This window comes from Nostoc sp. UHCC 0251, from assembly GCF_034932245.1.
Classification (GTDB): domain Bacteria; phylum Cyanobacteriota; class Cyanobacteriia; order Cyanobacteriales; family Nostocaceae; genus Nostoc.
In genome coordinates this window covers 1-22,983 of the sequence record NZ_JAYGHD010000053.1, presented here as the reverse complement: position 1 = coordinate 22,983, position 22,983 = coordinate 1, and the positions used below count along the sequence as shown (strand labels likewise).

General features: G+C 42.5%; 16 protein-coding genes. 9 read left to right on the top strand and 7 right to left on the bottom strand.

Going from position 1 to position 22,983, the window contains the following annotated elements:
- Window positions 1–115: 115 nt before the first annotated feature.
- From VB740_RS09260 to VB740_RS09240, 5 genes are all read left to right on the top strand, one after another.
- The gene (locus VB740_RS09260; RefSeq protein WP_323199744.1) at window positions 116–955 is read left to right on the top strand and encodes a nitrate ABC transporter ATP-binding protein; all 840 of its coding nucleotides are present in this window, start codon (window positions 116–118) and stop codon (window positions 953–955) included.
- A gap of 158 nt (window positions 956–1,113) precedes the next feature.
- On the top strand, window positions 1,114–2,616 hold the full coding sequence (locus tag VB740_RS09255) for a NarK family nitrate/nitrite MFS transporter (RefSeq protein ID WP_323199743.1): 1,503 nt from the start codon (window positions 1,114–1,116) through the stop codon (window positions 2,614–2,616).
- A 249-nt stretch (window positions 2,617–2,865) separates the two neighbouring features.
- Window positions 2,866–5,091 (top strand): nitrate reductase, encoded by a 2,226-nt coding sequence (locus VB740_RS09250; RefSeq protein WP_323199742.1) that lies wholly within the window; start codon window positions 2,866–2,868, stop codon window positions 5,089–5,091.
- Between the two features lie 282 nt (window positions 5,092–5,373).
- Window positions 5,374–5,832, top strand: a complete 459-nt coding sequence (locus tag VB740_RS09245; RefSeq protein ID WP_323199741.1) for a phosphate-starvation-inducible PsiE family protein — start codon at window positions 5,374–5,376, stop codon at window positions 5,830–5,832.
- Window positions 5,833–5,861: 29 nt separating this feature from the next.
- Window positions 5,862–6,311: a nitrate reductase associated protein gene (locus VB740_RS09240; protein ID WP_323199740.1), complete on the top strand. Its 450-nt coding sequence runs from the start codon at window positions 5,862–5,864 to the stop codon at window positions 6,309–6,311.
- A gap of 37 nt (window positions 6,312–6,348) precedes the next feature.
- Here the strand turns inward: VB740_RS09240 and VB740_RS09235 are convergent, their stop codons facing one another.
- Window positions 6,349–8,499 (bottom strand): PAS domain S-box protein, encoded by a 2,151-nt coding sequence (locus VB740_RS09235; protein ID WP_323199739.1) that lies wholly within the window; start codon window positions 8,497–8,499, stop codon window positions 6,349–6,351.
- 476 nt (window positions 8,500–8,975) lie between these two features.
- On the opposite strand from VB740_RS09235, the gene VB740_RS09230 reads away from it, so the two are divergent.
- Both VB740_RS09230 and VB740_RS09225 read left to right on the top strand, forming a co-directional pair.
- Entirely contained in the window at window positions 8,976–9,578 is a 603-nt protein-coding gene (locus VB740_RS09230) for a DJ-1/PfpI family protein (protein ID WP_323199738.1), read from the top strand.
- A gap of 557 nt (window positions 9,579–10,135) precedes the next feature.
- Window positions 10,136–11,524, top strand: coding sequence for a PrsW family glutamic-type intramembrane protease (locus tag VB740_RS09225; protein ID WP_323199737.1), 1,389 nt, complete (start codon window positions 10,136–10,138; stop codon window positions 11,522–11,524).
- A gap of 230 nt (window positions 11,525–11,754) precedes the next feature.
- Here the strand turns inward: VB740_RS09225 and VB740_RS09220 are convergent, their stop codons facing one another.
- The 4 genes from VB740_RS09220 to VB740_RS09205 form a co-directional block, all read right to left on the bottom strand.
- Window positions 11,755–12,402, bottom strand: a complete 648-nt coding sequence (locus VB740_RS09220) for a hypothetical protein (protein ID WP_323199736.1) — start codon at window positions 12,400–12,402, stop codon at window positions 11,755–11,757.
- Window positions 12,403–12,548: 146 nt separating this feature from the next.
- Entirely contained in the window at window positions 12,549–14,129 is a 1,581-nt protein-coding gene (locus VB740_RS09215; protein WP_323199735.1) for a CHAT domain-containing protein, read from the bottom strand.
- 146 nt (window positions 14,130–14,275) lie between these two features.
- Window positions 14,276–16,546: a protein phosphatase 2C domain-containing protein gene (locus VB740_RS09210; protein ID WP_323199734.1), complete on the bottom strand. Its 2,271-nt coding sequence runs from the start codon at window positions 16,544–16,546 to the stop codon at window positions 14,276–14,278.
- 718 nt (window positions 16,547–17,264) lie between these two features.
- On the bottom strand, window positions 17,265–17,624 hold the full coding sequence (locus tag VB740_RS09205; protein WP_323199733.1) for an NAD(P)H-quinone oxidoreductase subunit M: 360 nt from the start codon (window positions 17,622–17,624) through the stop codon (window positions 17,265–17,267).
- Between the two features lie 875 nt (window positions 17,625–18,499).
- On the opposite strand from VB740_RS09205, the gene VB740_RS09200 reads away from it, so the two are divergent.
- A complete protein-coding gene (locus VB740_RS09200) occupies window positions 18,500–18,784 on the top strand; it encodes an Npun_R1517 family heterocyst differentiation transcriptional regulator (RefSeq protein ID WP_138498346.1) in 285 nt (94 codons plus the stop codon).
- Window positions 18,785–19,376: 592 nt separating this feature from the next.
- Here VB740_RS09200 and VB740_RS09195 read toward each other — a convergent pair.
- Complete coding sequence (locus tag VB740_RS09195; protein WP_323199732.1) at window positions 19,377–20,072, bottom strand: response regulator transcription factor; 696 nt, start codon at window positions 20,070–20,072, stop codon at window positions 19,377–19,379.
- A gap of 130 nt (window positions 20,073–20,202) precedes the next feature.
- Here VB740_RS09195 and VB740_RS09190 point away from each other — a divergent pair, with 130 nt between their 5' ends.
- The gene (locus VB740_RS09190; protein ID WP_323199731.1) at window positions 20,203–20,400 is read left to right on the top strand and encodes a hypothetical protein; all 198 of its coding nucleotides are present in this window, start codon (window positions 20,203–20,205) and stop codon (window positions 20,398–20,400) included.
- Window positions 20,401–20,460: 60 nt separating this feature from the next.
- Here VB740_RS09190 and VB740_RS09185 read toward each other — a convergent pair whose 3' ends face one another.
- Window positions 20,461–22,449 (bottom strand): EAL domain-containing protein, encoded by a 1,989-nt coding sequence (locus VB740_RS09185; protein WP_323199730.1) that lies wholly within the window; start codon window positions 22,447–22,449, stop codon window positions 20,461–20,463.
- Window positions 22,450–22,983: the final 534 nt, after the last annotated feature.

Genomic DNA, 22,983 nt, shown 5'->3' with positions numbered 1-22,983 from the left:
TCCTTTTAGGAGAGAGGTTTGGAGAGAGGTCAAAATATTAAGTTGCACATCGCGTTCATTAGTCATTTGTGACTGACAAAGAACAAATAACAAACTACCCATACATAAACTCACGATGCAAATAGTAAACAGAAATACCCAAATTAATAAACTGCAAACGAAAAAAGCAGAAGATTTTTTGGTGATTGAAGGTGTAAGCAAAATTTATCCAACTTCTGAAGGCCCTTACACCGTACTGGATGGAGTTGACCTGAAAGTGCGCGAAGGCGAATTTGTGTGCATAATCGGTCACTCTGGCTGCGGCAAATCAACTCTGCTTAACATGGTTTCTGGGTTTAATACTCCCACCGATGGTATTGTTCTGCTGCAAGAAAAACCCATCACCGAACCAGGCCCAGACCGGATGATGGTATTCCAAAATTATTGTCTACTGCCTTGGCTGAGTGTTTTTGATAACGTTTATCTGGCGGTTGATTCGGTGTTTCCTAAAAAACCCCAGGCAGAAAAACGGGCGATCGTCAGAGAACATTTAGCAATGGTGGGACTCACAGAAGCGGCTGACAAGAAACCCAATCAGCTTTCTGGTGGGATGAAACAGCGAGTTGCGATCGCTCGTGCCCTTTCCATCCGTCCGCAAGTTTTGATTCTCGATGAACCCTTTGGGGCATTAGATGCCATCACAAAAGAGGAATTACAAGAAGAACTCCTGCAAATCTGGCGTGAACATCAAGTCACCGTACTAATGATTACTCATGACATCGATGAAGCGCTTTTCCTCGCAGACAGAGTTGTGATGATGACTAACGGCCCATCTGCTCACATTGGCGAAATCCTGAATATTCCCTTCTCCCGCCCCCGTAATCGTCGCCGCATCATGGAAGACCCAGAATACTACAACCTGCGAAACTACGCTCTAGACTTCCTCTTCCGCCGATTTGCTCACGCTGATGAGTAACCGCTTCACGGAGTCATTTGTCAAGAGTAGACGCGATTAATCGCGTCTCTACAAGAGTCAAGGGTCATTAATTATTTTCTTCCCTTACCTCCCCTGCCTCCCCTGCCTCCCCTGCTCCCCCTGCTTCCCTACCGTCCTCTTCAATTAGGAAGATTGCAATGCTTAAAGGATTATTTTCATTCAGCGATCGCTACCGCATCTTACATCAAACTTGGTTTGCCTTCTTTCTCACCTTTGTCTGTTGGTTTAACTTTGCTCCCTTTGCTACAACCATTGGCAAAGAGCTAAGTTTAGCGCCTGAGCAAATCAAAACTTTGGGCATCTGTAACCTCGCTTTGACAATCCCCGCACGGCTAATTATTGGGATGCTTCTGGATCGTTTCGGCCCCAGAATCACCTATTCAATGCTGCTAATGTTTGCGGTAGTTCCTTGTTTGGCAACGGCACTAGCGCAAGACTTTAATCAACTAGTCATCAGTCGTTTGCTGATGGGAATAGTCGGATCTGGGTTTGTCGTGGGTATCCGTATGGTGGCGGAATGGTTCCAGCCGAAGGAGATGGGAATTGCTCAAGGCATTTATGGCGGCTGGGGTAACTTTGGAGCTTTTGGCGCAGAGTTTGCTTTGCCGATACTTGCAGTAGCTACTAGCTTCTTCGCTGGTGGTGCTTCTAATTGGCGGTTTGCGATCGCACTTACAGGCATCATAACAGCCATCTACGGCATAATTTATTACAACAGCGTTCAAGATACGCCCGCAGGCAAAGTCTACAAGAAGCCTAAGAAAAATGGTTCTCTAGAAGTGACGAGCGTTAAAAGCTTCTGGGCACTGATTGTCTCAAATTTTGGTTTAATTTTCGCTCTAGGTTTATTAGCTTGGCGCTTGGAACAAAAGAACATTCACTTCCTAACTTTGAGCCAAATGTATCTGGCTTGGTTGCTATTAGCAGGATTGTTTGCTTACCAAAGTTACCAAGCTTGGCAGGTAAACCGAGAACTTCTAACTGGTAAAAAAACTTACGCTCCATCCGAACGCTTTCAATTTGGTCAAGTAGCTTTACTGGAATTCACTTACATCACTAACTTTGGTAGCGAATTGGCAGTTGTTTCTATGCTCCCGGCATTCTTTGAAAAAACCTTTGCTTTAGAGCATGTTGTCGCTGGGATGATTGCTGCTACCTATCCTTTCTTAAATTTGGTTTCTCGTCCCAGTGGTGGCTTAATTTCTGATAAATTTAGTTCGCGGAAGTGGACAATGACAATTATCAGTATCGGTATTGGTTTTAGTTATTTAACGGCACATTTTATTAATAGTAGCTGGCCGATTCCGCTAGCGATCGCAGTTACAATGTTTGCCGCTTACTTTGCCCAAGCTGGCTGCGGTGCAACCTACAGCATCGTACCCATGATTAAGAAGGAAGCCACTGGACAAATTGCTGGCAATGTGGGAGCTTACGGGAATTTTGGCGGCGTAGTTTACCTGACAATTTTTAGCTTAACCGACGCTCCAACGCTATTTACCACGATGGGTATAGCTGCTTTAGTCTGTGCTTTTATGTGTGCCTTCTTCCTCAAAGAACCAAAAGGTTCCTTTGCCGCTGCTTATGAAGGCGAAGCACCAGAAACCGCAACTAAAAATCCTAACTTTTTAGCAGAAGAATAAACCTGTCATAAATTCTTATAGTTCGTAGCGAATAGACTCAAACAAACTTTGCGCTCCTCTACGCTCTACTTTGCGCGACGGCAGTCGCTACAACGGGGGGAACCCCCGCAACGCGCTGCCTCCCCTCTGCGTTTAAATTTCACCCCTCAATTCACCACGATTTTACGCAAAGCTGTATTAACTTGCGCTTTTCAAACAGTCGCTACATCTGAGGTTGCACAATCAAAATAACAAAATGGTACAACTGCCATGAGTGAATTTACCAAAACTCTTTGTCCTTACTGTGGTGTTGGCTGTGGTTTAGAAGTTTCACCTCCAGCCCAACATAACAAAGCAACTAATCGAGATAGTCAAGGTAATCCAATTTGGCGAGTGCGCGGCGATAAAGCCCATCCATCTAGCCAGGGAATGGTTTGCGTCAAAGGTGCAACGATCGCAGAATCCTTAGATAAAAATAGATTACATTACCCAATGGTGCGAGACTCCTTAGATCAAGAGTTTCGCCGCGTTAGTTGGGATGAAGCTTTTGATCTGATCACCAAGCGCATTCAAACCGTGCGCTTCACCCAAGGGCCAGAAGCCTTATGTATGTACGGTTCTGGTCAGTTTCAAACTGAGGATTACTACATAGCCCAGAAACTGATGAAAGGTTGTCTGGGTACTAATAATTTTGATGCCAACTCTCGCTTATGTATGTCTAGTGCTGTGTCTGGCTACATTCAAAGCTTTGGCTCAGATGGCCCGCCCTGCTGTTACGAAGATTTGGAGTTAACTGACTGTGCATTTTTAATTGGTACGAATACAGCCGAATGTCACCCCATTGTTTTCAACCGATTGGCTAAGTATCACAAAAAGAACCGCAAAGTCAAAATGATTGTGGTTGATCCCCGACGCACACCAACCGCAGAAGCCGCAGATTTGCATTTAGCGATTCGTCCCGGTACAGATATCGACTTGTTAAACGGCATCGCTCACTTGTTGATGCGCTGGAACTACATCGATACCATGTTCATGGAAGACTGCACCAGCAACTTTCCGGCTTATGCTGAGGTGATTCGCCACTATCCCCCAGAAATAGTAGCTCATCGATGTGGAATCAGCATTGAAGATTTAGAAACAGCAGCTCGCTATTGGGGTGAATCACAGCGGGTACTTTCTTTGTGGTCAATGGGTGTGAATCAATCATCAGAAGGGACGGCTAAGGTAAGAACAATCATTAATCTGCATCTGATGACTGGACAGATTGGTAAACCTGGGGCTGGCCCTTTTTCCCTCACTGGTCAACCAAACGCAATGGGAGGAAGGGAAGCTGGGGGTTTGGCGCATTTATTACCGGGTTATCGGGTGGTGAAAAATCCGCAGCACCGCGCAGAAGTTGAGGAGTTGTGGGGACTCAAGCCAGGACAAATCTCGCCCAATCCCGGTTTGACTGCTTGGGACATGATTACTGGCTTGGAAAATGGCGCTGTAGAGTTACTGTGGATTGCGGCTACTAATCCAGCTGTGAGTATGCCAGATTTGGAGCGAACTAAGAAGGCATTATTGCGATCGCCTTTCACTATTTACCAAGACGCATATTATCCTACAGAAACCTCTGCTTACGCTCACGTTCTGTTACCAGCAGCCCAGTGGGGTGAAAAAACTGGTGTCATGACAAACTCCGAACGGGTAGTAACTTTGTGTCAAGCATTTCGCCAACCACCAAGAGAAGCTAAAGCCGATTGGGAAATTTTTGCCGAAGTTGGACGTAGATTAGGTTTTGAGAAAGAGTTTGCCTTTGCTAACTCCGCCGAAGTTCATGCTGAGTTTGTCAAATTAACTAAAACTCGTCCCTGCGATATGACGGGTATCAGTCACACGCAATTACAAGCAGAAGGCCCGACTCAATGGCCTCATCCTGAAGAGAGCAGGGGGAGTAGAGGAGCAGGGGAAGCAGGGGGAGAAGTATTTGCCAATCGCTCTGGGAAACGGTTATATACTAACTTGCGCTTCCACACTCCTGACGGACGCGCTCGATTTGGGGCATATTACTCAAAGGGACTAGCAGAACCACCAGACCCAGATTATCCTTTTGTGCTAACTAACGGACGACTTTACGGACACTGGCACACGCAGACACGTACCGGTCGAATTGAAAAAATTTGTAAAATGCATCCCGAACCGTTTATCGAAATTCATCCCCGTGATGCTGCTCGGTTAGGTATTGTAGAAAGTATGTATGTAGAAGTGCGATCGCGTCGAGGTAAAGCTAAGTTTCCTGCTAAAGTGACAAAAGCGATCGCACCTGGTACAGTTTTTGTCCCCATGCACTGGGGTTCGCTGTGGGCAGATAATGCCGAAGCCAACGCCCTCACCCATCCAGAATCCTGCCCCGATTCACTGCAACCAGAATTAAAAGCCTGTGCTGTACAGCTGATACCAATCTCTGTGGAAGTTCCAGTCAAAGATTATCAACTCCAGTCCTCACAATGGTAAGCTCCTAACTGTACTGCTCAAGAGGTAATTAATAATCACCAATAGGTACTTTAGTCAATAATCAATAGCCAATAGTTATTATCATTTTTTATGGCTCTCTACTATTGACCCATATCAATTATCATGATTAAGGAGGTAAAATTTATAATAACCAAAAGTTTTACTAGCGTCGAGTTCAGCTATGGCAAAAAATAAAAATTACATACTATTAGAAATCATATTTTTTTAATCCTCTAGATTTATCTATGGGATTTTGTTTTATTTAAAAACCGGGTGCAACAGATGAAAAAGTTAATCAGGGAAATTCTAGGAGCTACCAGAGATGATAACTTCATGCACATCATTGAAAACATAGAAGTCATAGTTTCTAAAGTTCTATCTATTTTTATGGTGGTTGTAATTTTGGTAGCGATCGGGGATTTAGGAGTATTTATCTTTAAAGAATTATTTACAGCCCCTTATGCAAAATTTAACACAACATTATACAAGATATTTGGGCTATTTTTAAATATTCTAATTGCCTTAGAAATTTTAGAAAATATCACAGCATATTTACGAAAACACGTTTTTCAAGTTGAATTAGTTATTGTCACCTCTTTAATTGCTGTTGCTAGAAAAATTATTATTCTGGACTTAGAAAAAGTTGGAGGTGTTGATATAATCGGTCTAGGTATAGCTATTCTTGCCTTATCAATTAGTTATTTGATAATCCGTCTTAGTAATTCCAAAAATGTAAGTTAATTTAATGAGCTAATTTTAAATACTTTCTTATGACAGATTTCTTTCAATTTGAAGCAGACTTTGTTGATTCTCTGCGTTGCATCCCCATGCAGGTGCGTTGTAAATTAGATACCTGTGGCATCAAGCTAAAACTGCCTGACTGGAATCAAATGACCACAGATGAACGGCAAGCTTTAGTCGAATTACCTTGCACTACAGAAACGGAAATTCAGTCTTACCGCGAGCATATCGAGCAATTAATCATACAACGCACAGGTATACCACCTACAAAATTGCCCATTGAGCCTCATCCTGCATGGCTAGATGCCACTGTACCAGCTAGCCTTCAGGAAAAAGCTCAAGAAATAGATGTAACCCTGACACAGCAAAAGTGGGCAGTTTTAACGCCCTTACAGCGTTTTGCCTTGATTAAACTCAGCCAGCCAGGACATGAAAATAAAAACTTTCCCAGAGCGATCGCAGAATTTCATCTGCTTTAATTTACCATTCGACCATAGTTGTTGAATTATCGTCTTCTTAGTCTCCTAAAGGCAAGCTAATAGGAATCTCGATTTTAAACTCAGCCCCTTGTTCTGGTATTGATAAACACGTAAGTTTTCCATTGTGCTTCTCTACTATGATCTGATAGCTAATTGACAACCCTAACCCTGTACCTATCCCTACTGGCTTAGTCGTAAAGAAGGGATCAAACAATCTTTTTAGTACATTTTCTGGTATTCCTACTCCATTATCAACAAACCGAATCACGACCTTCCCATGAGGAGATAGTTGTGTACAAATACGGATAGTATTTGGTGCTTCTTGTATCTGTTCAATAGACCGCTTTGCATCCCGTTGTTCTAGTGCATCTAAAGCATTAACCAGAATGTTCATAAAAACTTGATTGAGTTGGCCTGCATAGCATTCTACTAAAGGTAGCTTGCCATATTCCTTGATAATTTCAATTGCTGGACGATTATGTTGTGCCTTGAGGCGATGTTCTAGAATTACTAAAGTACTGTCAATCCCTAAGTGAATATCCACGGCTTTACATTCCGCTTCATCCATACGGGAGAAATTCCGCAATGAAAGAACGATTTGTTTAATTCGCTCTGCCCCCATTTTCATTGACGAGAGTAACTTGGGCAAATCCGCCATTAAAAATTCTAGATCAATGGCTTCCATCTGTTCTTGAATGACCTTTACGGGATTCGGATAATGTTCTTGGTAAAGCTCAATCAAAAGCAGCAAATCGTTAATATATTCGTTAGCAGGCTGAATGTTGCTGTAGATGAAGCTTGTAGGATTATTGATTTCGTGAGCAACTCCAGCAACCAATTGACCAATAGAAGACATTTTTTCGCTTTGGAGCAAATGAGCTTGGGTGCTTTGGAGTTCTTTCAGAGCGCACTCTAAATCTTCCGCTTTTTGTACTAAAGTTTCTTCCGCAGCTTTGAGTTCGCTGATATCCCTAGCGATTGTCGAAAAATATTCAACTTTTCCATCAAGTGATTTGTGAGCAATAATCAGTTGAGATATGGGAATTTCTCGTCCATCTGCTTTTAAAAGAGCCGTTTCCCCGACCCAATCACCGACTCGAATTGATTCTGGTAATCCTTGATTCTGGATAATGTCATTTGCCCATTTCGGATGATTTTGGCGCAAATTTCTCTCCTGAAAAGATTCTTTTTCCCCCAGTTCTAATATTCTCCGAGCCGCTTTATTAAAGTAAAGAACCCGCCCAGTTAAGTCAGCAGTGCTGATAAAGTCTGGTGCTGCTTCTAGAATTGCCAACAACTTCGCCTGTTCTTTCTCGGCTTGTTTATGCTCACTAATATCACGAGATACACCAACAGTCATGATCGTTTGACCTAATTCGTTACGAATAGCAGATTTGATTGTATGGAATAGGCGTACTTCGCCATCGTACCGAGTTACTGGCTCTTGGGGAATTTCTAGGATCTGTCCACTTTCAAATACGTAAGCATCATCTTTGATATATTGCAGGGTATGATCGGGTTCGTTGAAGGGTGCATCAATCATATTTTGAAGCTGTTCCTCATTCATACCGTAATAATCACGGAATGCCTTATTTGCCCAAATAATTCGAGATTTAGCACCTTTAACCAGCACCATATCTGTAATTGCATCAAGAATTTGCTGATAGGTCTTTTCGTTTTCGCGCAGAGCGCTTTCAAAAGATTTTACTTTTGTAATATCCTGCACTGTTGAGACAATACTAATTACCTGGCCATCAACGTTAGTTATCGGAGTGTGACACCAATCACAAATAATTACTCTTCCATGTTTTGTCAAGTTCTTATTGAGATTACTACCTCCTACTTTCTCTTCAATTAATAACTCCATTATCTTGATGACCTGTACTCTTTCACTTTCTGGCACAATTATTTCTGGTACCTGACAACCGAGTACTTCACTTTTACTGTATCCAAATAGTTGTTCAGCAGCCGGATTCCATTGTATTACTTGAAACGCTGTATTCCACTCAATTAAAGGTAAAGGATTACGTTCTATAAGTAATAAAATTTTATCTTGCAACTGTTTCAACTCTGGTTCTACTAATTGATGTTCAATTTTTTGACCATTGATACTGACTTCATCAACTTTTAGCACTTGGTTTACAGAAAAATTGTTACTGGATTGAATGCCTTGGTGTTGAAAGTTCATCCTGTATAACTGAATAATAGATTTGTTGGCTTCTTAAATCTAGGATTCCCTATTCTTTAGGTAATGTAACATTCCTCTTTCTAATAATATCCATCTGTTGGAAATCGTAGCAAAAAGAAGACAATTCCGAAGCCAGAAGTACGTCCCTTGCGTGTCTCCACGAGTTTGCAGCTATGCTTAGGGGAACCTATATTTTTTAATATGAGATTGATCTTGGAGTGCCACTTGCTTTCTGCTGGGAAACCCCTCCACCGCATTAGCGTTGTATCTCGTGCCACTTGCCTTTCGATACAATTCTTCTTTGAAACTGAGTAATAAGCCAGAAAAGACAACTCTGAAATTATACATGACACCACAGTGATTGATGTCATGTATCAAAAACTCGTATATAAACTAACGCCGAAAAAAGCTGACTCTAAATTAATATTTACTTTATAAACAACTATTGATGACTAATAGGTGAGAGTAACAAATATATGGCTGCAAAGAAACTTTTGATGCTTGTTGGCGACTATGTAGAAGACTATGAAGTGATGGTTCCTTTCCAGGCGTTGCAAATGGTGGGGCACGCTGTCCATGCAGTTTGCCCAGACAAAAAAGCTGGCGACAAGGTGCGGACAGCAGTTCACGACTTTGAAGGAGACCAGACTTACAGCGAAAAACCTGGTCACAATTTCACTTTAAATGCCACGTTTGCAGAAATAGAAGCCGCAACCTACGATGGCTTAGTCATTCCCGGAGGACGGGCACCAGAATATATCCGTCTGAATCAGCAGGTGCTAGAAATCACCCGTCACTTTGCCCAAACGAATAAACCGATTGCTGCCATCTGCCACGGCTTGCAGTTATTGGCAGCTGCTGACGTACTGCAAGGCAAGAGATGTACTGGTTACCCTGCTTGTAGCCCAGATGTCAGGAGTGCTGGAGGGATTTATGTTGATATCCCTGTTGATGAGGCAATAGTTGATGGTAACTTGGTGACAGCACCAGCTTGGCCTGCTCACCCCCATTGGTTGGCAGAATTCCTCACAGTACTTGGAACTAAGATTGAACATCCAGAACTGGCTACAATTGTTTGAGGCAATATGCCGGAAATCTTTTGGTTCGATCTTCAGGGCAGTTTCTTTCCCTGCTTTTTGCTTTGAAGGGGCTTAATCAATTATCAGTGGCAAAAACAGCTTGACCTTCCAGGTGACGCTCCATTACTTGCTAACGCCAGTTACTCATGAGTGAAATCCCCAGACCCTCCTGGCGTCTCCCTTCCAAAAGAAAAAGACCGTACTAGCTTACAACAGACCACTGAAAATTATATATTTTTGGAATAAAACTAAATGCAATAAAAACTACTGTTTTTGATAAATTACTATGGGTTTAAGTTGTAGCTAGGATGTCAATAGTACATTACTGATACATTCTGATTGATCCGGTTAACAAGGCAGGTTTAGGACAAATTCTCAGTAAATGGAATACTTATTCACATTAGGTGAAAGAATTTAAAATTTTGCATTTAGAATTTTAAATTTCTTAGCAGTAAGTGAAGCTATAGTGGATTTAGCAATGCTGCTGTTAATGTGGCTAAGGTTAGTCCTGCTGCCAAATTATGTGAAGAATTAGTTTAGAAACGCACTTCTTATCGATGACAGGCAAACAAGCAAGACATAATGCATTTCTGCGGCTAGTGTCTGGTAATGGGGCAGCTTTCGGATCAGAATCTCGTTCTCGTTACTCACTGCCCCCCAGTAAAGAGATGGTAATTGGACGCGACCCCAGCTGCCAAGTTGTCTTGGATGCCATGATGTACCGAATGGTATCTCGTCGTCATGCAGTGGTTCGTCCCCTCTCTCTATCCCCAGATAGCAAATTCAGCTGGGTGCTTTGTGATTTGAATAGTGCTAATGGCACTTATTTAAATGGACAACGCTTGTATGAATGTCAGGAATTGCACCCAGGCGATCGCATTTCTCTAGGTGCTGATGGGCCGCAATACATTTTTGAGTACGAGTATACCTTACTCACCCCAGCGACGACAGTGAACCAAGTTACACCACTGCCTTCCGCGACGAACTACCACGGCCACACACAATTAAAGCAGCCAGATTCTGTTAGTTTCACCCAGCTTTTTCCGATTATTTCCACTGGTAAAGATTTAACTCGTAAAGCTTATCTCGTACCGGGAATACTGACCGTAATCTTTGTGGTGCTGATGTTTGCTACAGTCGGTCGGCCTCAAGATAATCAAGTGATCGTAGCAACTTACATCGCCTTCGCTGCCTACTATTTTGTTTACCAACTTTGCGGCAAACAGAAGCCTTGGTGGGTGCTAATGGCTGCGGCATTGAGTACGTCACTGATTTTGATAAGTCCGGTGTTGGATCTATTTATCTTCGTGTTTCGCACCGTCCTGCCTGGAAGCTTGCCCTCACCCCAAGAATCTATTACCTTCACAGAGTTACTGGTGCGGATGTTTTTTGGCGCTGGGTTAATGGAGGAATTACTCAAGGCATTACCTATCATCGGCGTATATTTTATCGGCAGTGGATTACCTTCACCTTGGCGAGAACGTATTGGAGTCTTGGAGCCTCTAGATGGTATTCTCTTGGGAACAGCTTCTGCTGTGGGCTTCACTCTCTTAGAAACCCTCGGTCAATACGTGCCAGATATCACTCAAAATGTCACGCAACAGGTGGGTATAGGCGCTGCTGGTCAACTAGCGGGTTTGCAACTGCTAATTCCGCGAATTTTAGGCTCTGTAGCCGGACATATGGCTTATAGTGGCTACCTGGGTTATTTTATCGGGTTGGCTGTTCTCAAACCCAGTAGAAGTTGGCAAATTCTTTCTATTGGTTATCTTAGTGCCTCTGCTCTCCATGCTTTGTGGAATGCTACAGGATCAATCAATGCCTTACTATTGGTAGTTGTTGGGGTGTTATCTTACGCCTTTTTGATGGCGGCAATTCTTAAGGCACGGGCGCTATCACCAACGCGATCGCAAAATTTTGCTACCCGATTTCTTGGCCCAAAATAAGATGTGGAAACTAAAAGCAGGGAAAGACGAGGAAAATAACTCTTGACTTTTGAATATTTATATCTTTGGATAGATGTCTTAAGCTGACAATCAGGTTAAATGTAACTTAAGGCCCAGTACACAAAAAAGTGAGAATTACTGGATGCTCAAAACCGCAGCACAATATTTATCAGCAGATAAATTTGCCTGCCCCCGAAATTTATGTAGAAAAGAGAAACACTTGACTCAAGTTATGCTTCAGACTGAGACTTGTTGATTTCATTAAAAGCATAGGAAGCGATCGCTAAACTCACCTTTGCTTTCTCTACCTCTGATAAAGCTGTCCACTCTTTATTTTGAAGACTACTGAGCGCAGACGCCGCGTTTTGTGATTCGCTACTTCGCATAGCGTAAGCAAAAGGACGAGCCAAAACTAAAAGATCCTCTGTGCCCCAATTTGGAAGTACTGTCTGAACACACTCAACTAGTTGTTCACTGATTGATTGCTGGGCAGCAAGGATTTCAGCAGCTTTAATGGCGATTGTGTTGAGCAATGCTTGGGGAACACAGGCAGCAAAACTAGCATATAATCTTTCTTGAAGATTAAGCACTAGTGTTTGTTGGGGATTGTGATTATAGTCTAACGCCTGGGAGATTCCAGCCCAAAGTGTATCTAAATGGCTATAAAAATCTTCCGATCGCGTTGTCAGTTCTTCCTCAAGCAAATCTTCCATTCCGAACTGTTGTTCTAATTCGTCAAAATAAGCTTCTGACTCTTCATCAGCTGGATTCCAGGGATAGGTAGCATCATCTGGTTCCAGTAACGCTTCTAATAATTCCAAATCTACTTGAGATGGCAAAGAAGAGAAAGTCTCTGAGCCGTTAATTTTATTAGCCATTTTTTATTGCCTCACAATTATTTGGTAGTATTGACAGCTACAATTCCTAAGAAGAGATTTCCGCAAAAACAGTTGAATTTTTCTATAGTAAAAACAGATTGTAAAAGCTGATGCTAAAGACTCAAATTATTCTTGCAAAAGCTCTGCTAGGAGTCTTCAATAAGGAACTCCCAGGTTTCACCTCTAGCACTTCCAAACTTTAACTGCATCCCTGATTTCAATGGGACTTCCTCTCGGAGGATTTGTTGCCAACCATTAGGGCCTAAAAACCAGGTTGTCCCGTAGGTGGAAAAATCTTGCAAGTAATAACTTCGCACTAATGTAGCATCAGTAAGAGTATTGCGGCAGAAAATTTCGGCGTGGCGTTTGGATACAGATGGTTCAGGGATGACAATATCATTATCTTTGGTGCGGCCGATGCGGGTGACTCCATAACGCAGTAACCAAGTTTTACCTTTTGGAGCGAGCGATCGTAAAGTTGCAGTCGGAAGCGATGAACCTATATCAGGAATGGCTGTGTCTGGCAGTTCGGTAATACCTTCATCTAGATTCTTAATGAGTTCGCCATTAAAATCTGGATGCAGGTAGAGAACAGGCAAAGTCCAAGCAGGTTGATTAAATTTATATAAAGTTAACAATTCTTGCCTAGCCTGGGCTACGGCTTCATCAACTGGTTTGTGCGATCGCAAAGCTTCGGTAAAAGCTTGAATAAAGCTGTGGCTTTCATGATCAGCGATTTCATCGCGCATCCCCAAAACCGCAGGCACACCATGACGAATCAACACTTCTGCTAAACTACTGGCTGGTATAGCTTGGTGATTGATAGCAGCGGGTTGGGCCCCCCAACAAGCGTTGAAAAGTGCTAGTTTCACACCTGTACGGGTCAATACTTGCGCCAATTCTATGCCATTGAGGGGCATGTCTGGTCGCAAAAACAGTAACCCCCCGTCTGGGCCTGGCAAACCATGTCCAGCATAGAAGAAAACGTTGTATGCTTTGGTTTCTAATTCTTGAATCAACTCCTGTGGAGTTGGTTGTAGAAGTTGATTTACTATACAAGGTGCATATCTTTGGGAATTACCACCGACCGGCGTATCTACAAGAGTTTGCTGTAAAATAGCAGCTTCTTGTTCTAGTTGCAGCTTTTCATCATGACCTAAAACCAGCAGGATACTTAAAGCTTGGTCAGCTCGCAAATACGGCAAGGGGTCAACTTCGCTGCTGGTGCGACTAAATAGCAAATCTTGGGAGAGAGACATAGCTGATTGACCAGGCTCACGCTGCATAATTTCCCAAGGGAGAGCGATCAGATCCGGGTCGCGGATTTCTAATCGGAAGCGCAAACGTGTATGCTGACCCATAGCAATACCGCGACTGCGTTCTAGACTACCAAGAATTTGCCCGTCGAATACCCAGCGCCATAGATTCATTCCCAAGTTTTGCATCAGACGACTGCTGTAGGGGCCAGTGGTTTGACCTGAAGCGGGTGAAACCCAATCTATGGGAAATGGGTTGGTCTTTTGAGATGTTGAGTTTGGGGAAATATCTAAGTGACTATGACCAGCAAACATTTGCTGCCATTCTTGCCAGACTTGATTGAGTTCATCAGGCCATACACAGTCACGTAAAACGTAGCCACTGGGATAGGGAGCTTTGACCACCCAAATGGCGAAGTTGTCAGTGCCAGTGTTTAGGAGACGGGCGATCGCCAAATTCAGGGATGGCATGGATTCATTAAAATAAAAACTAAAACAAATAATTTCAAATAATAATTCTCCAAGGTGAAAACTTTCTATTTTTTTACCTTGTAAGTTTTTTACTCTGATTGTTACCTGTTATTATTCCAGGTTTCTACCAGTTTATCGATTATTTATTAAGTTGGACTGGTGTCAGGTGCAGGTAATTGAATTGCTGGCTGTTGCGGCAAAGTATCACATGAGAGCGATTGGTTCGGTTCCGACACCAAGACCCCAAAGCTTTTAAGTTGGGAGAACTTAATCCATAGTTTATTATTTGCTTGCTGCAAAGGCTTAGTAGTGTCTTGAGGGTTCTGGGGATTTGCTGATGTTGGGGTGGCTGGTTTTGTCGAACAGCGCTGCAAATGTACCTCAAAGTCTCCAGAAGCAGGTTTAGGATTTGGTTTGGTTTCGATAACTTGTAAAAAACTGTTAGGGGGAAGCGATTGATTGTTGTTTAAGGGGATTTGACGCTGAGTTTGAATGATCCAGCCACGAGAAAGGTTAGCAAGCGATGGCGCTGCGGGTGTCGCTTCAATGGCAGGGTTTTGAGTTTGTAATGGATTGGAAAAGATTGGCAAGGTTCCTGATGGCGATCGCAGTTGCTTCACGAACAATCCTAGAGCACCTGCTGCTACGACACATATTAAGGGAACTATCCACTGTAAGGGTAAACTGCGAACTTTAGCAGGCTCAGTGTCTGGAATCACCTGAGTTTTATGGTTTGGGCCACCTAAAAGTGTCGGATCTGTGCCTCTGGATGGCAAAACTGTTGATTTAGTAGAATAACTCTCTGGAATGATGGCTTTGATGGTGATTTCTGGTTCCCAGTATTGGACTTGATAGTGGACTAAAGCGATGGTGACATTATCGTGTCCATTTTTAGTATTGGCAATTTCGACTAATCTATCCGCAACATTTGCTAAATTTGCCTCCCCAACTAGAATCGGCAAAATTTCTGTTTCCCAGTATTCTTCCACCCGATCAAAATCACTCAAACCATCGGATGTGAGCAGAAACACAGCATCTTCATCGAGCATAAACCGTGCAGATGTGGGATGCAATGAAGTGCTTGACCCCATACCTAAAGCTTGGACGAGAGAGCCAGCAGCACTTTGTTGTACAGCTTCGCGGTAAATGGCATAGCCTAGCCGCACCTCGCGGGAAGCAACATCATCATCGAGGGTAACTTGATAACAGCCGTGACGGGTAATCCAGTAAGCACGACTATCACCAACGTGGGTAATGTACATTTCATGAGCAACAGGCAATGCCATTACTAAAGTCGTGCCCATCCGCTGCCGCCCTTGACGATGTTCCCCGTCATTGCGCTGACTAATTTTGTCATTGGCAATTGCCACTGCCTTTTCTAGGTCATTAAGTAGCAGTGAGGGGTCTATGTGGTCGTAGGGAACTTTTGTTAATTGCTGTACCTGCTGCTGGATCGTTTCAATGGCTAAATTTGATGCAACATTGCCACCCTCATGCCCACCGATGCCATCACAGACAATTGCTAAGGCTGTTGGCTGGGGTGGTTTGCTGACCAAAGTTCCACTGGGTGGGCTACAGGCATCTTCGTTACGTTGGCGGCTTGGCCCAGTGTCGGTTTTGGTAATAATTTTGATTGTGGGTGTTTGCGATCGCCCTAACCCAGCCAGTCCCTGATCTAAAACTCCAATTAATTGATCGGTTGAATTAATCTTTCCCTGAATTAAAGAAAGGCTAACCTGATCAACAAATTCACTTATGGCTGGTTTGGCACCACTAACCAACTGCTGCCAAAATTGACCTAATTGGGGCAATTCTGGTGATGTTGCTGTATCGAAACGCAATTCTAACAAACGGACTAATGATCCTTCTACCCGTAATACATCTGAGTCAAGCAAGCTAGAGACGACACCTTCACTCGCAAGAGGTTGCCACAGATGAGCTATTTGCCATAACCAATTGAGTTGGCGCATCGATGTCGCATCACGCCAAGCTGTGGTTAACTCACTGCCCAAATGCACTTGTTGGATTTTGTCATCTACTACTAATGGAGGTTTTTCTAAAAGTAATATTTCTCGATGGGAGGACTCGTCAGTGAGAAAAAGCACTCCATATACCTGCGGTACATGTAAACGGTAGGGAATCAGTCTCAGATAAGCTTTTAAAGGCTGCAAATTATCTAACTCAGGCGTTAGCGCTAATAAACCAGGCTTCGTATCTAAAAGAAGAAATTTATCAAGGACTAAATAGCGATCGGCTAATATCTCTCCAGGATTACCCACACTCGGGCCATCTACCACAGCCCAGAGGTAATTTTTGGGTAGGGGCGTGGAACATCGCTGGCAAAACTTGTGGGTCAGGGGGTTGGCAGCCTGACAATTTTCATTTGGACAGTAGAGCGTTGCCGCGTCATTTTCCATAGTTTTCGCACCGGGAAGCGATTGGCAATTTCTTTAACAGCATTATTAGGGACAATCTAAACCGCTCATCTTTCTTAAACTTGACATACCCAGACTTTAGATGATGATTTTAGCTGGTGGATATCAGCAGGTGCTAATACTTAACTTATCCAAAGAATACGCTCCTAAGTCAACCCTACAGCCTCATCATAGCTTCTATTGCTCTGTGACTCTCCATCGCCAAAGCAACTAACTCCAACCCTGTTACCAAAGCATAACCCAAGCATAACTGCGCTGTTTGCTTTTGCTGAATTACCCGATGATCAAGGGCAGATAATGTTGGTATTTATTTAGTTTATAAGTAGGATAGCAACAATTAACTTTAATTAAGAATTAAGATAATTAAATATGCTTTTGACAAAAGTACCTGACGAAATGAAGTGGCTTTAAAAATCTTGTAATCTCGTTTCCGGGTTCTTCTTTGGGGAGATTGCAAAGTCTCATAGAGGATATTCCCAGCCTCTGGCTGGGAACGAGGAACTTGGTACTACTGAAAATAGCTGTAAGTTGGCACAGAAGGGTTCAGCCAGCCCGTTAGTCACTCTTGAACTTAACGCCGTGTGCAACTTTTACTCCAACTTAAACCCCAGACCCATTCCCTTTTAGGGAAGAGGGAGAATTCAAAGCCTCTCTCCTATAACAAGAAAGAGCAGAATATGAAGTTGCACATCACGTGAGCTTATTTTTTGTCGTCAATTGCAACTTGGGGGACTCCCATGCTGTAGTTGGTAACGCGGGCAGAAAGATTATAGCTGATTTCGCCGAGTTGCAAAAGCGATCGCAGATAATGCTCTAAGTCTGACCCAACACGACGCAAGTTATAGTCTGTGAGGTCTGCGCCGCTAGATGCTTCTACTAGTTCATCAAATTTTCGATAAACTTTTTGCAGCGCATCTTCATTCCAGTTAAATTCGTTATCTGGGTCAACATCTAATGTTAAGACCTGTTTACTAGGAACCAGTTCGCCATCCCGGTCAATTTCACCTGCAAAAATGCGGATATGCCGGGTTGTGGACTTGAGCAGCATCGGGTTATCCATAAAAGGGTGTAAGATTTGGGTGAATTACACTGAAATTATTGTAGACGTTATATCCAAGGGTGAATGCTCTGAATTTACAAGCTTTGAACGCAGTTTCAAAAGCGTATATTGAATGAGCATAAGTAAAAATATCACCTCTACTGATTAAGTTACTACTTCTGTTACGAGTTGAAGACAAATTTAGTTGCTAGTACTGACAGTAGTTCAATTATTTTTATGTAAAAATTACTGGTTAAAGTGTTTTTATTTGGCGCATACAAACAAGTCTAAGCGGTGTCCTAATCTTACCTATTGCTAAAATTTTTGTACTCAATCAAGGACAGAAGCCAGTAGGGTAAAGCACTCGGCAAGAATAATTTAATCTATGTAGATTTTTTGATGGGTAACAAAAATCTTTATTTTAATATTTATGCCGATTAATTTCTTCAAAATTTTATATTGAAAAAAACGTACATCAAGTAATTTTACTGAGTATGGCTACATCGACCTCTGGGGTTAGTAAACTCAAAAAAATTCAGCGGTTTTACTTACGTGTAAACACCAAAATTAAAGTAACAAGTCAAACTATTATTGACGTTAAGATAAAGTTGGTGTAAAAAGCTTTAAAAAGGGCGAACAACTTCTTACAGAAACTTTATTGTGTAGAATCTTAAAAACTGAATAATAGTTATGGCTTACCATAAGCTACATCTGGCATAGGAATATCAAAATCTAGCTTGAAAATAAAGCACAGGAGAGTGAAATGGAATACAAAGGTGATTGATGAAGAAAAATTCTTAATTCAAGCACTTTTGATTCAAAGAAGATATAAAGAATTTTGCTGGACATCTACCTCCTTACCCTCATGACCACCAAGTAAAGGAATCTCAATAGCTATGAACTCCAAAGCATTACCACGCCAGATAAATAATCTCGAAGTAGGTGTTTATGAGTGCGAAATCCATCTCAAGTTTCGGTTGATTGAGGAAAAGAGTCTATTGGGCGATCGCGAACAACTGTTACAGGTATTACTTGATGCCTTGACCGAGGGTTCTGATGACTTTCTAGAGACGCTACAAGCGTCCGTTAAAGCGCAGGAAGTGTCCGAGTTCAAAGCCTCGCCTCAAATGCGACGCCAGCTGATGCGCTTGCGTAATGCTGCTGAAAATCCCCAAACTTAAAGGTGTAATTTAAGTAGCGAAAAAAACATGAATTGGGCATCAAATCAAATGTTGATCACATGGCCCCGTTGCAATAAAAACTAAGCAGCAAGTAGAATTCATCAAATATTGTGATTTCTACTTTGTGAAAGTCTTATTTAGCAGCACAAAGTCCCAGGAACAGTTTCCTCTATTAAAAACTTTGTAGCAAAGGTTACTGGTAGAATCTAAGAGCAAATTCAGCCGGGTGCATTTTACCGAGTTTTTATCAAAACATTGCAGGAATAACAAAACCTGTGTCTTTACAGATGGGGAATTGGACAACAGGCGCAAATTCAATAAAAACCTAAAAAGCCAAAGTGAAAATAAATAACCTTTCTTTTAGCTTTTTACTTTAGCTAAGTGCCTGATTTGCTGAAATACTTATGTTTTATATATTACTGGTAATAGGATATGGTTTAGCAGCCAGTTACCTATTACCAATTACCGACAAGAAGGGAGCAGGGGGATGAGGGGGACAAGGGGACAAGGGGAAAAAGAGAATAACCCATATGCCCAATGCCCAATGCCCTATGCCCTATGCCCTATGCCCTATGCCCAATTCAAAAACTGTCTATTTAGCAAGCCCGTGTTCTAGGGCGAAACGAACTAACTCTGTACGGCTATTAGTGCCAGTTTTACTAAACAAACGGCTGACGTATTTTTCTACATTGCGGACGCTGGTTTCCAAACGACGGGCAATTTCTTTGTTCATCAATCCTTCAGCGACCAAATTTAGAACACTTTGCTCTCTGGGAGTCAAATCAATTTTGAAAGGGGCTGGCGATTGGGAAATGGCATTTCTTTGAGTTAACAATGCCTTAATTTGGGCAATCTGATTGGCTAGTTCAGCAAGATCAGGGGTTTCAACGTCATCTCCTGTAGTTGCAGCCTTCGCAACGCGACGGGCTAGCAAATTTTCGACTATAGCCACTAACTCATCTGGATCGAAGGGTTTGGGTAGATAAGCATCGACACCAGCATGATAGCCTTGGATGCGATCGCCAGTCATACCTTTAGCAGTTAAAAATACTACAGGCAGTGCCTGGAAGCGAGGGTCTTCCCGCAGTTGCTTCAGGAACTGGTAGCCATCCACCTGGGGCATCATGACATCAGAAATCACTAGGTCAGGTGTATTCATTTGCATCCATTCCCAACCTTCAAGGGCGTTACTGGCGACTTGAACGCTGAAACCGCTCTCTTGCAAATAATCCTTCACGGCTTCCCGTATCCCTGGTTCATCATCCACCAGTAACAATTGTGCTGACATTTAGAATTCCCTTAAATTTACCTTTTTCCAATTTAGCGAAAGTTGACAGTCATTGAACAAAAGGAATAAAGGCAAAATCCATTGCTTGTTAACGTTGGGCGGCTCCCTGGTAACGACGGTAACGAGGACAATGACCAATTATTACAGTCAAGACAGCAACGACACCTTAAATGGAGATGCTGATAACCCCGGATTTCTCACCACACCCCTCCAAGCCTGCGCTTGTGCAGGGGAGCAGGGGAGAGTTCAATGTGCCTTGTTCTTTCTCCTCTGCCCCTCTGCCCCTCTGCCCCATCAAACGCCTGAAGCTTGTGAGAAATACGGGTAACGCCCTTACTCCAAATCCCCGTTTAAACTGCTTTTAATTACGAATATAGTTAAATAACTCTTACCACCGAGGATTTGTCATAATTAATGGCTCTGCTGCTGAACTATTTAATGGAACAGAGAAAAAATTTCCTTGAGCATATTCACAGTTCAACTTTCTTAAAAGTGCTAGTTGCTCTTTTGTCTCTACTCCTTCGGCGAGCACATCCACACCTAGTTTGTGTGCCAATGTGATAATTATCTCAATAATTTCTAAATTTTTACTATTACTGACCATCGGGCTGATGAAAGAACGGTCAATCTTCAACACACTAATCGGAAAGTTATAAAGACGACTTAATGAGGAGTAGCCTGTACCAAAGTCATCAATTGATAACTCAATGCCCATCTCTTGAAGTTGTAAAAGTAAGGCAGTTGCCTTATCGCCATTTTCCACAATTACGCTTTCAGTAATCTCTAACACTAGAGTGCCAGCATCAAGACCAGTTGAGCGCAAAATTTGCCCAATCTGCTCAATCAAATCCGGCTGGGAAAATTGCTTGAGGGAGAGATTGACACTGATTTTCTCTAGCAAGTTGGAATGATGGCACATCCGCCAAGCTTGCATCTGGTGACAGGCTTGATGCAACACCCAGTTGCCAATGGAGAAAATTAGTCCAGTTTCTTCTGCTAGGGGAATAAAATCTATTGGATTAAGCAGACCACGCTCTGGATGCTGCCAGCGCAATAGAGCCTCAAAACCTAAAATAGAGCCACTAGTGAGCGAAACAATCGGTTGGTAATAAACTCGAAATTCTTCCCGTTCAATTGCTCGGCGCAGCTCGGACTCTAACTGCAATTTCGCCAGAGTATTAGCATACATATCTGAGTTGAATAGTTCATAACGCGCTCTGCCCAGTACCTTAGCTCGGTACATTGCTGTATCAGCATCCCTCAGCACTTCTTCTGGGTGTTCATAGTCTACTGTTGAACTCAACGCGATGCCAATACTGGCTGTTGTAAAAACTTCTTGTCCATCAAGCTCAAAGGGTAACGCCAATTCCTGTTGAATCCGCTCAACCGCTTTGATGACGTCTGACACATCTTGGATTCCCTCAAGCAAGATTGTAAATTCGTCTCCCCCAAGCCGTGCGGCTGTATCTATGGAGCGTACACATACTTCTAGCTTATTTGCAATAGCAAGCAGAAATTTGTCTCCTTTTATGTGTCCAAGACTGTCATTAATCAGCTTAAACCGATCTAGGTCGATAAATAGTACAGCAAATAGATAATCTGAATGCCGTTTTGAATAATCGATTGCACGTCTTAGGCGATTCATAAATGCAGCGCGGTTGGGCAAACCCGTCAGTGCATCGTGAAAAGCAAGGTGTAGCAGTTGTGATTCGACTCGTTTACGCTCTGTAATTTCAGTTAGCAATTCCTGATTTGCTTTTACCAGCTCTGCTGTCCGTTCTGCTACTCGTATTTCTAACTCACCGTAAGCTTTGTGTAACATTTCTTCAGATTGTTTGTGTTTACTGATGTTGCACAGAAGCCAACGCCAGCCAACCTGCTTACCCTGGAAGTCGTACACCGCAGACGCCCTAATCGTAGCAGGGAAAGGCTTTCCTTTCCGTGGTTGTAGGTTAATTTCCCAGTTTAATAGCTCCTGGAAATTGTTCATCTGCAAGCTAAAGGACTGGCGATCTTGTTGAGCAATAAAGATAATTAATGGTTTACCTACTAAATATTTTTGGTGGACACCGAGCAAGGTTGATGCTGCATGGTTGGCCTCTTGGATTGTCCCTACTACATTAGTTACCAAATAACCATCTGGAGCGAACTCAAACAAATCTTGGTAACGCTGGCGCTCTTTCTGTACTGCCGCTCGCGTTACCTCTAACTCTTCAGAGGCTATCAATAGTTCTTCCATTGCGGTGTGGAGTTTCTCAAAAGCCTCTGTTAGTATCTCTTCAGATTGAGAGTTTGCTTTACTTCCATTGCATTGTAATAGTTCTTGTATCTGTAAGCACAATTCCTCTATTTGTTGGCTAAATCCATCCACATTCATGTTGCTCAACTCACAAAACTATGAAGCGTGGGTGTGAATGAAGAGAGCAGGAGAAGCAAGCCCCATACCTTCCTCAAGACTTCAGACCCTATTGAGCAAGCGAAAATCGGGTTACTTGTAAGAGCGGACACATTGTAAATAAATATGGCAGAACTTTTTTTCTTGATTTACTAATTTATCTATCAATAATGTAAGAGAGCAATCAAATTTGTCCACGCCCAAATCAACTCTTCGCACTATTGAGTGCCACAAAGTTGTCCATTAATGACCAAAGTACAAAGTTGGAGCAAACCTTACCTGCTGAGATTTTTACTTTATTAAATACAACTTATTAAAGTTAAAGTTTTATCATAACAGTATATTTGCTGTGCCTGTTTTTTAAAATACTTCTTAAGATATATTCATTTTTGTGATGTTAAGGAACGAATAAAGGTTTTAGGTGATGCTTTTGGGCTGACAAAAGCGTTTTTTCTTACTTAGCTAGTGGTCTGGCAACCCAAAAATGCTAGGTGAGGTCTGGGGAAAGGGTAAAGG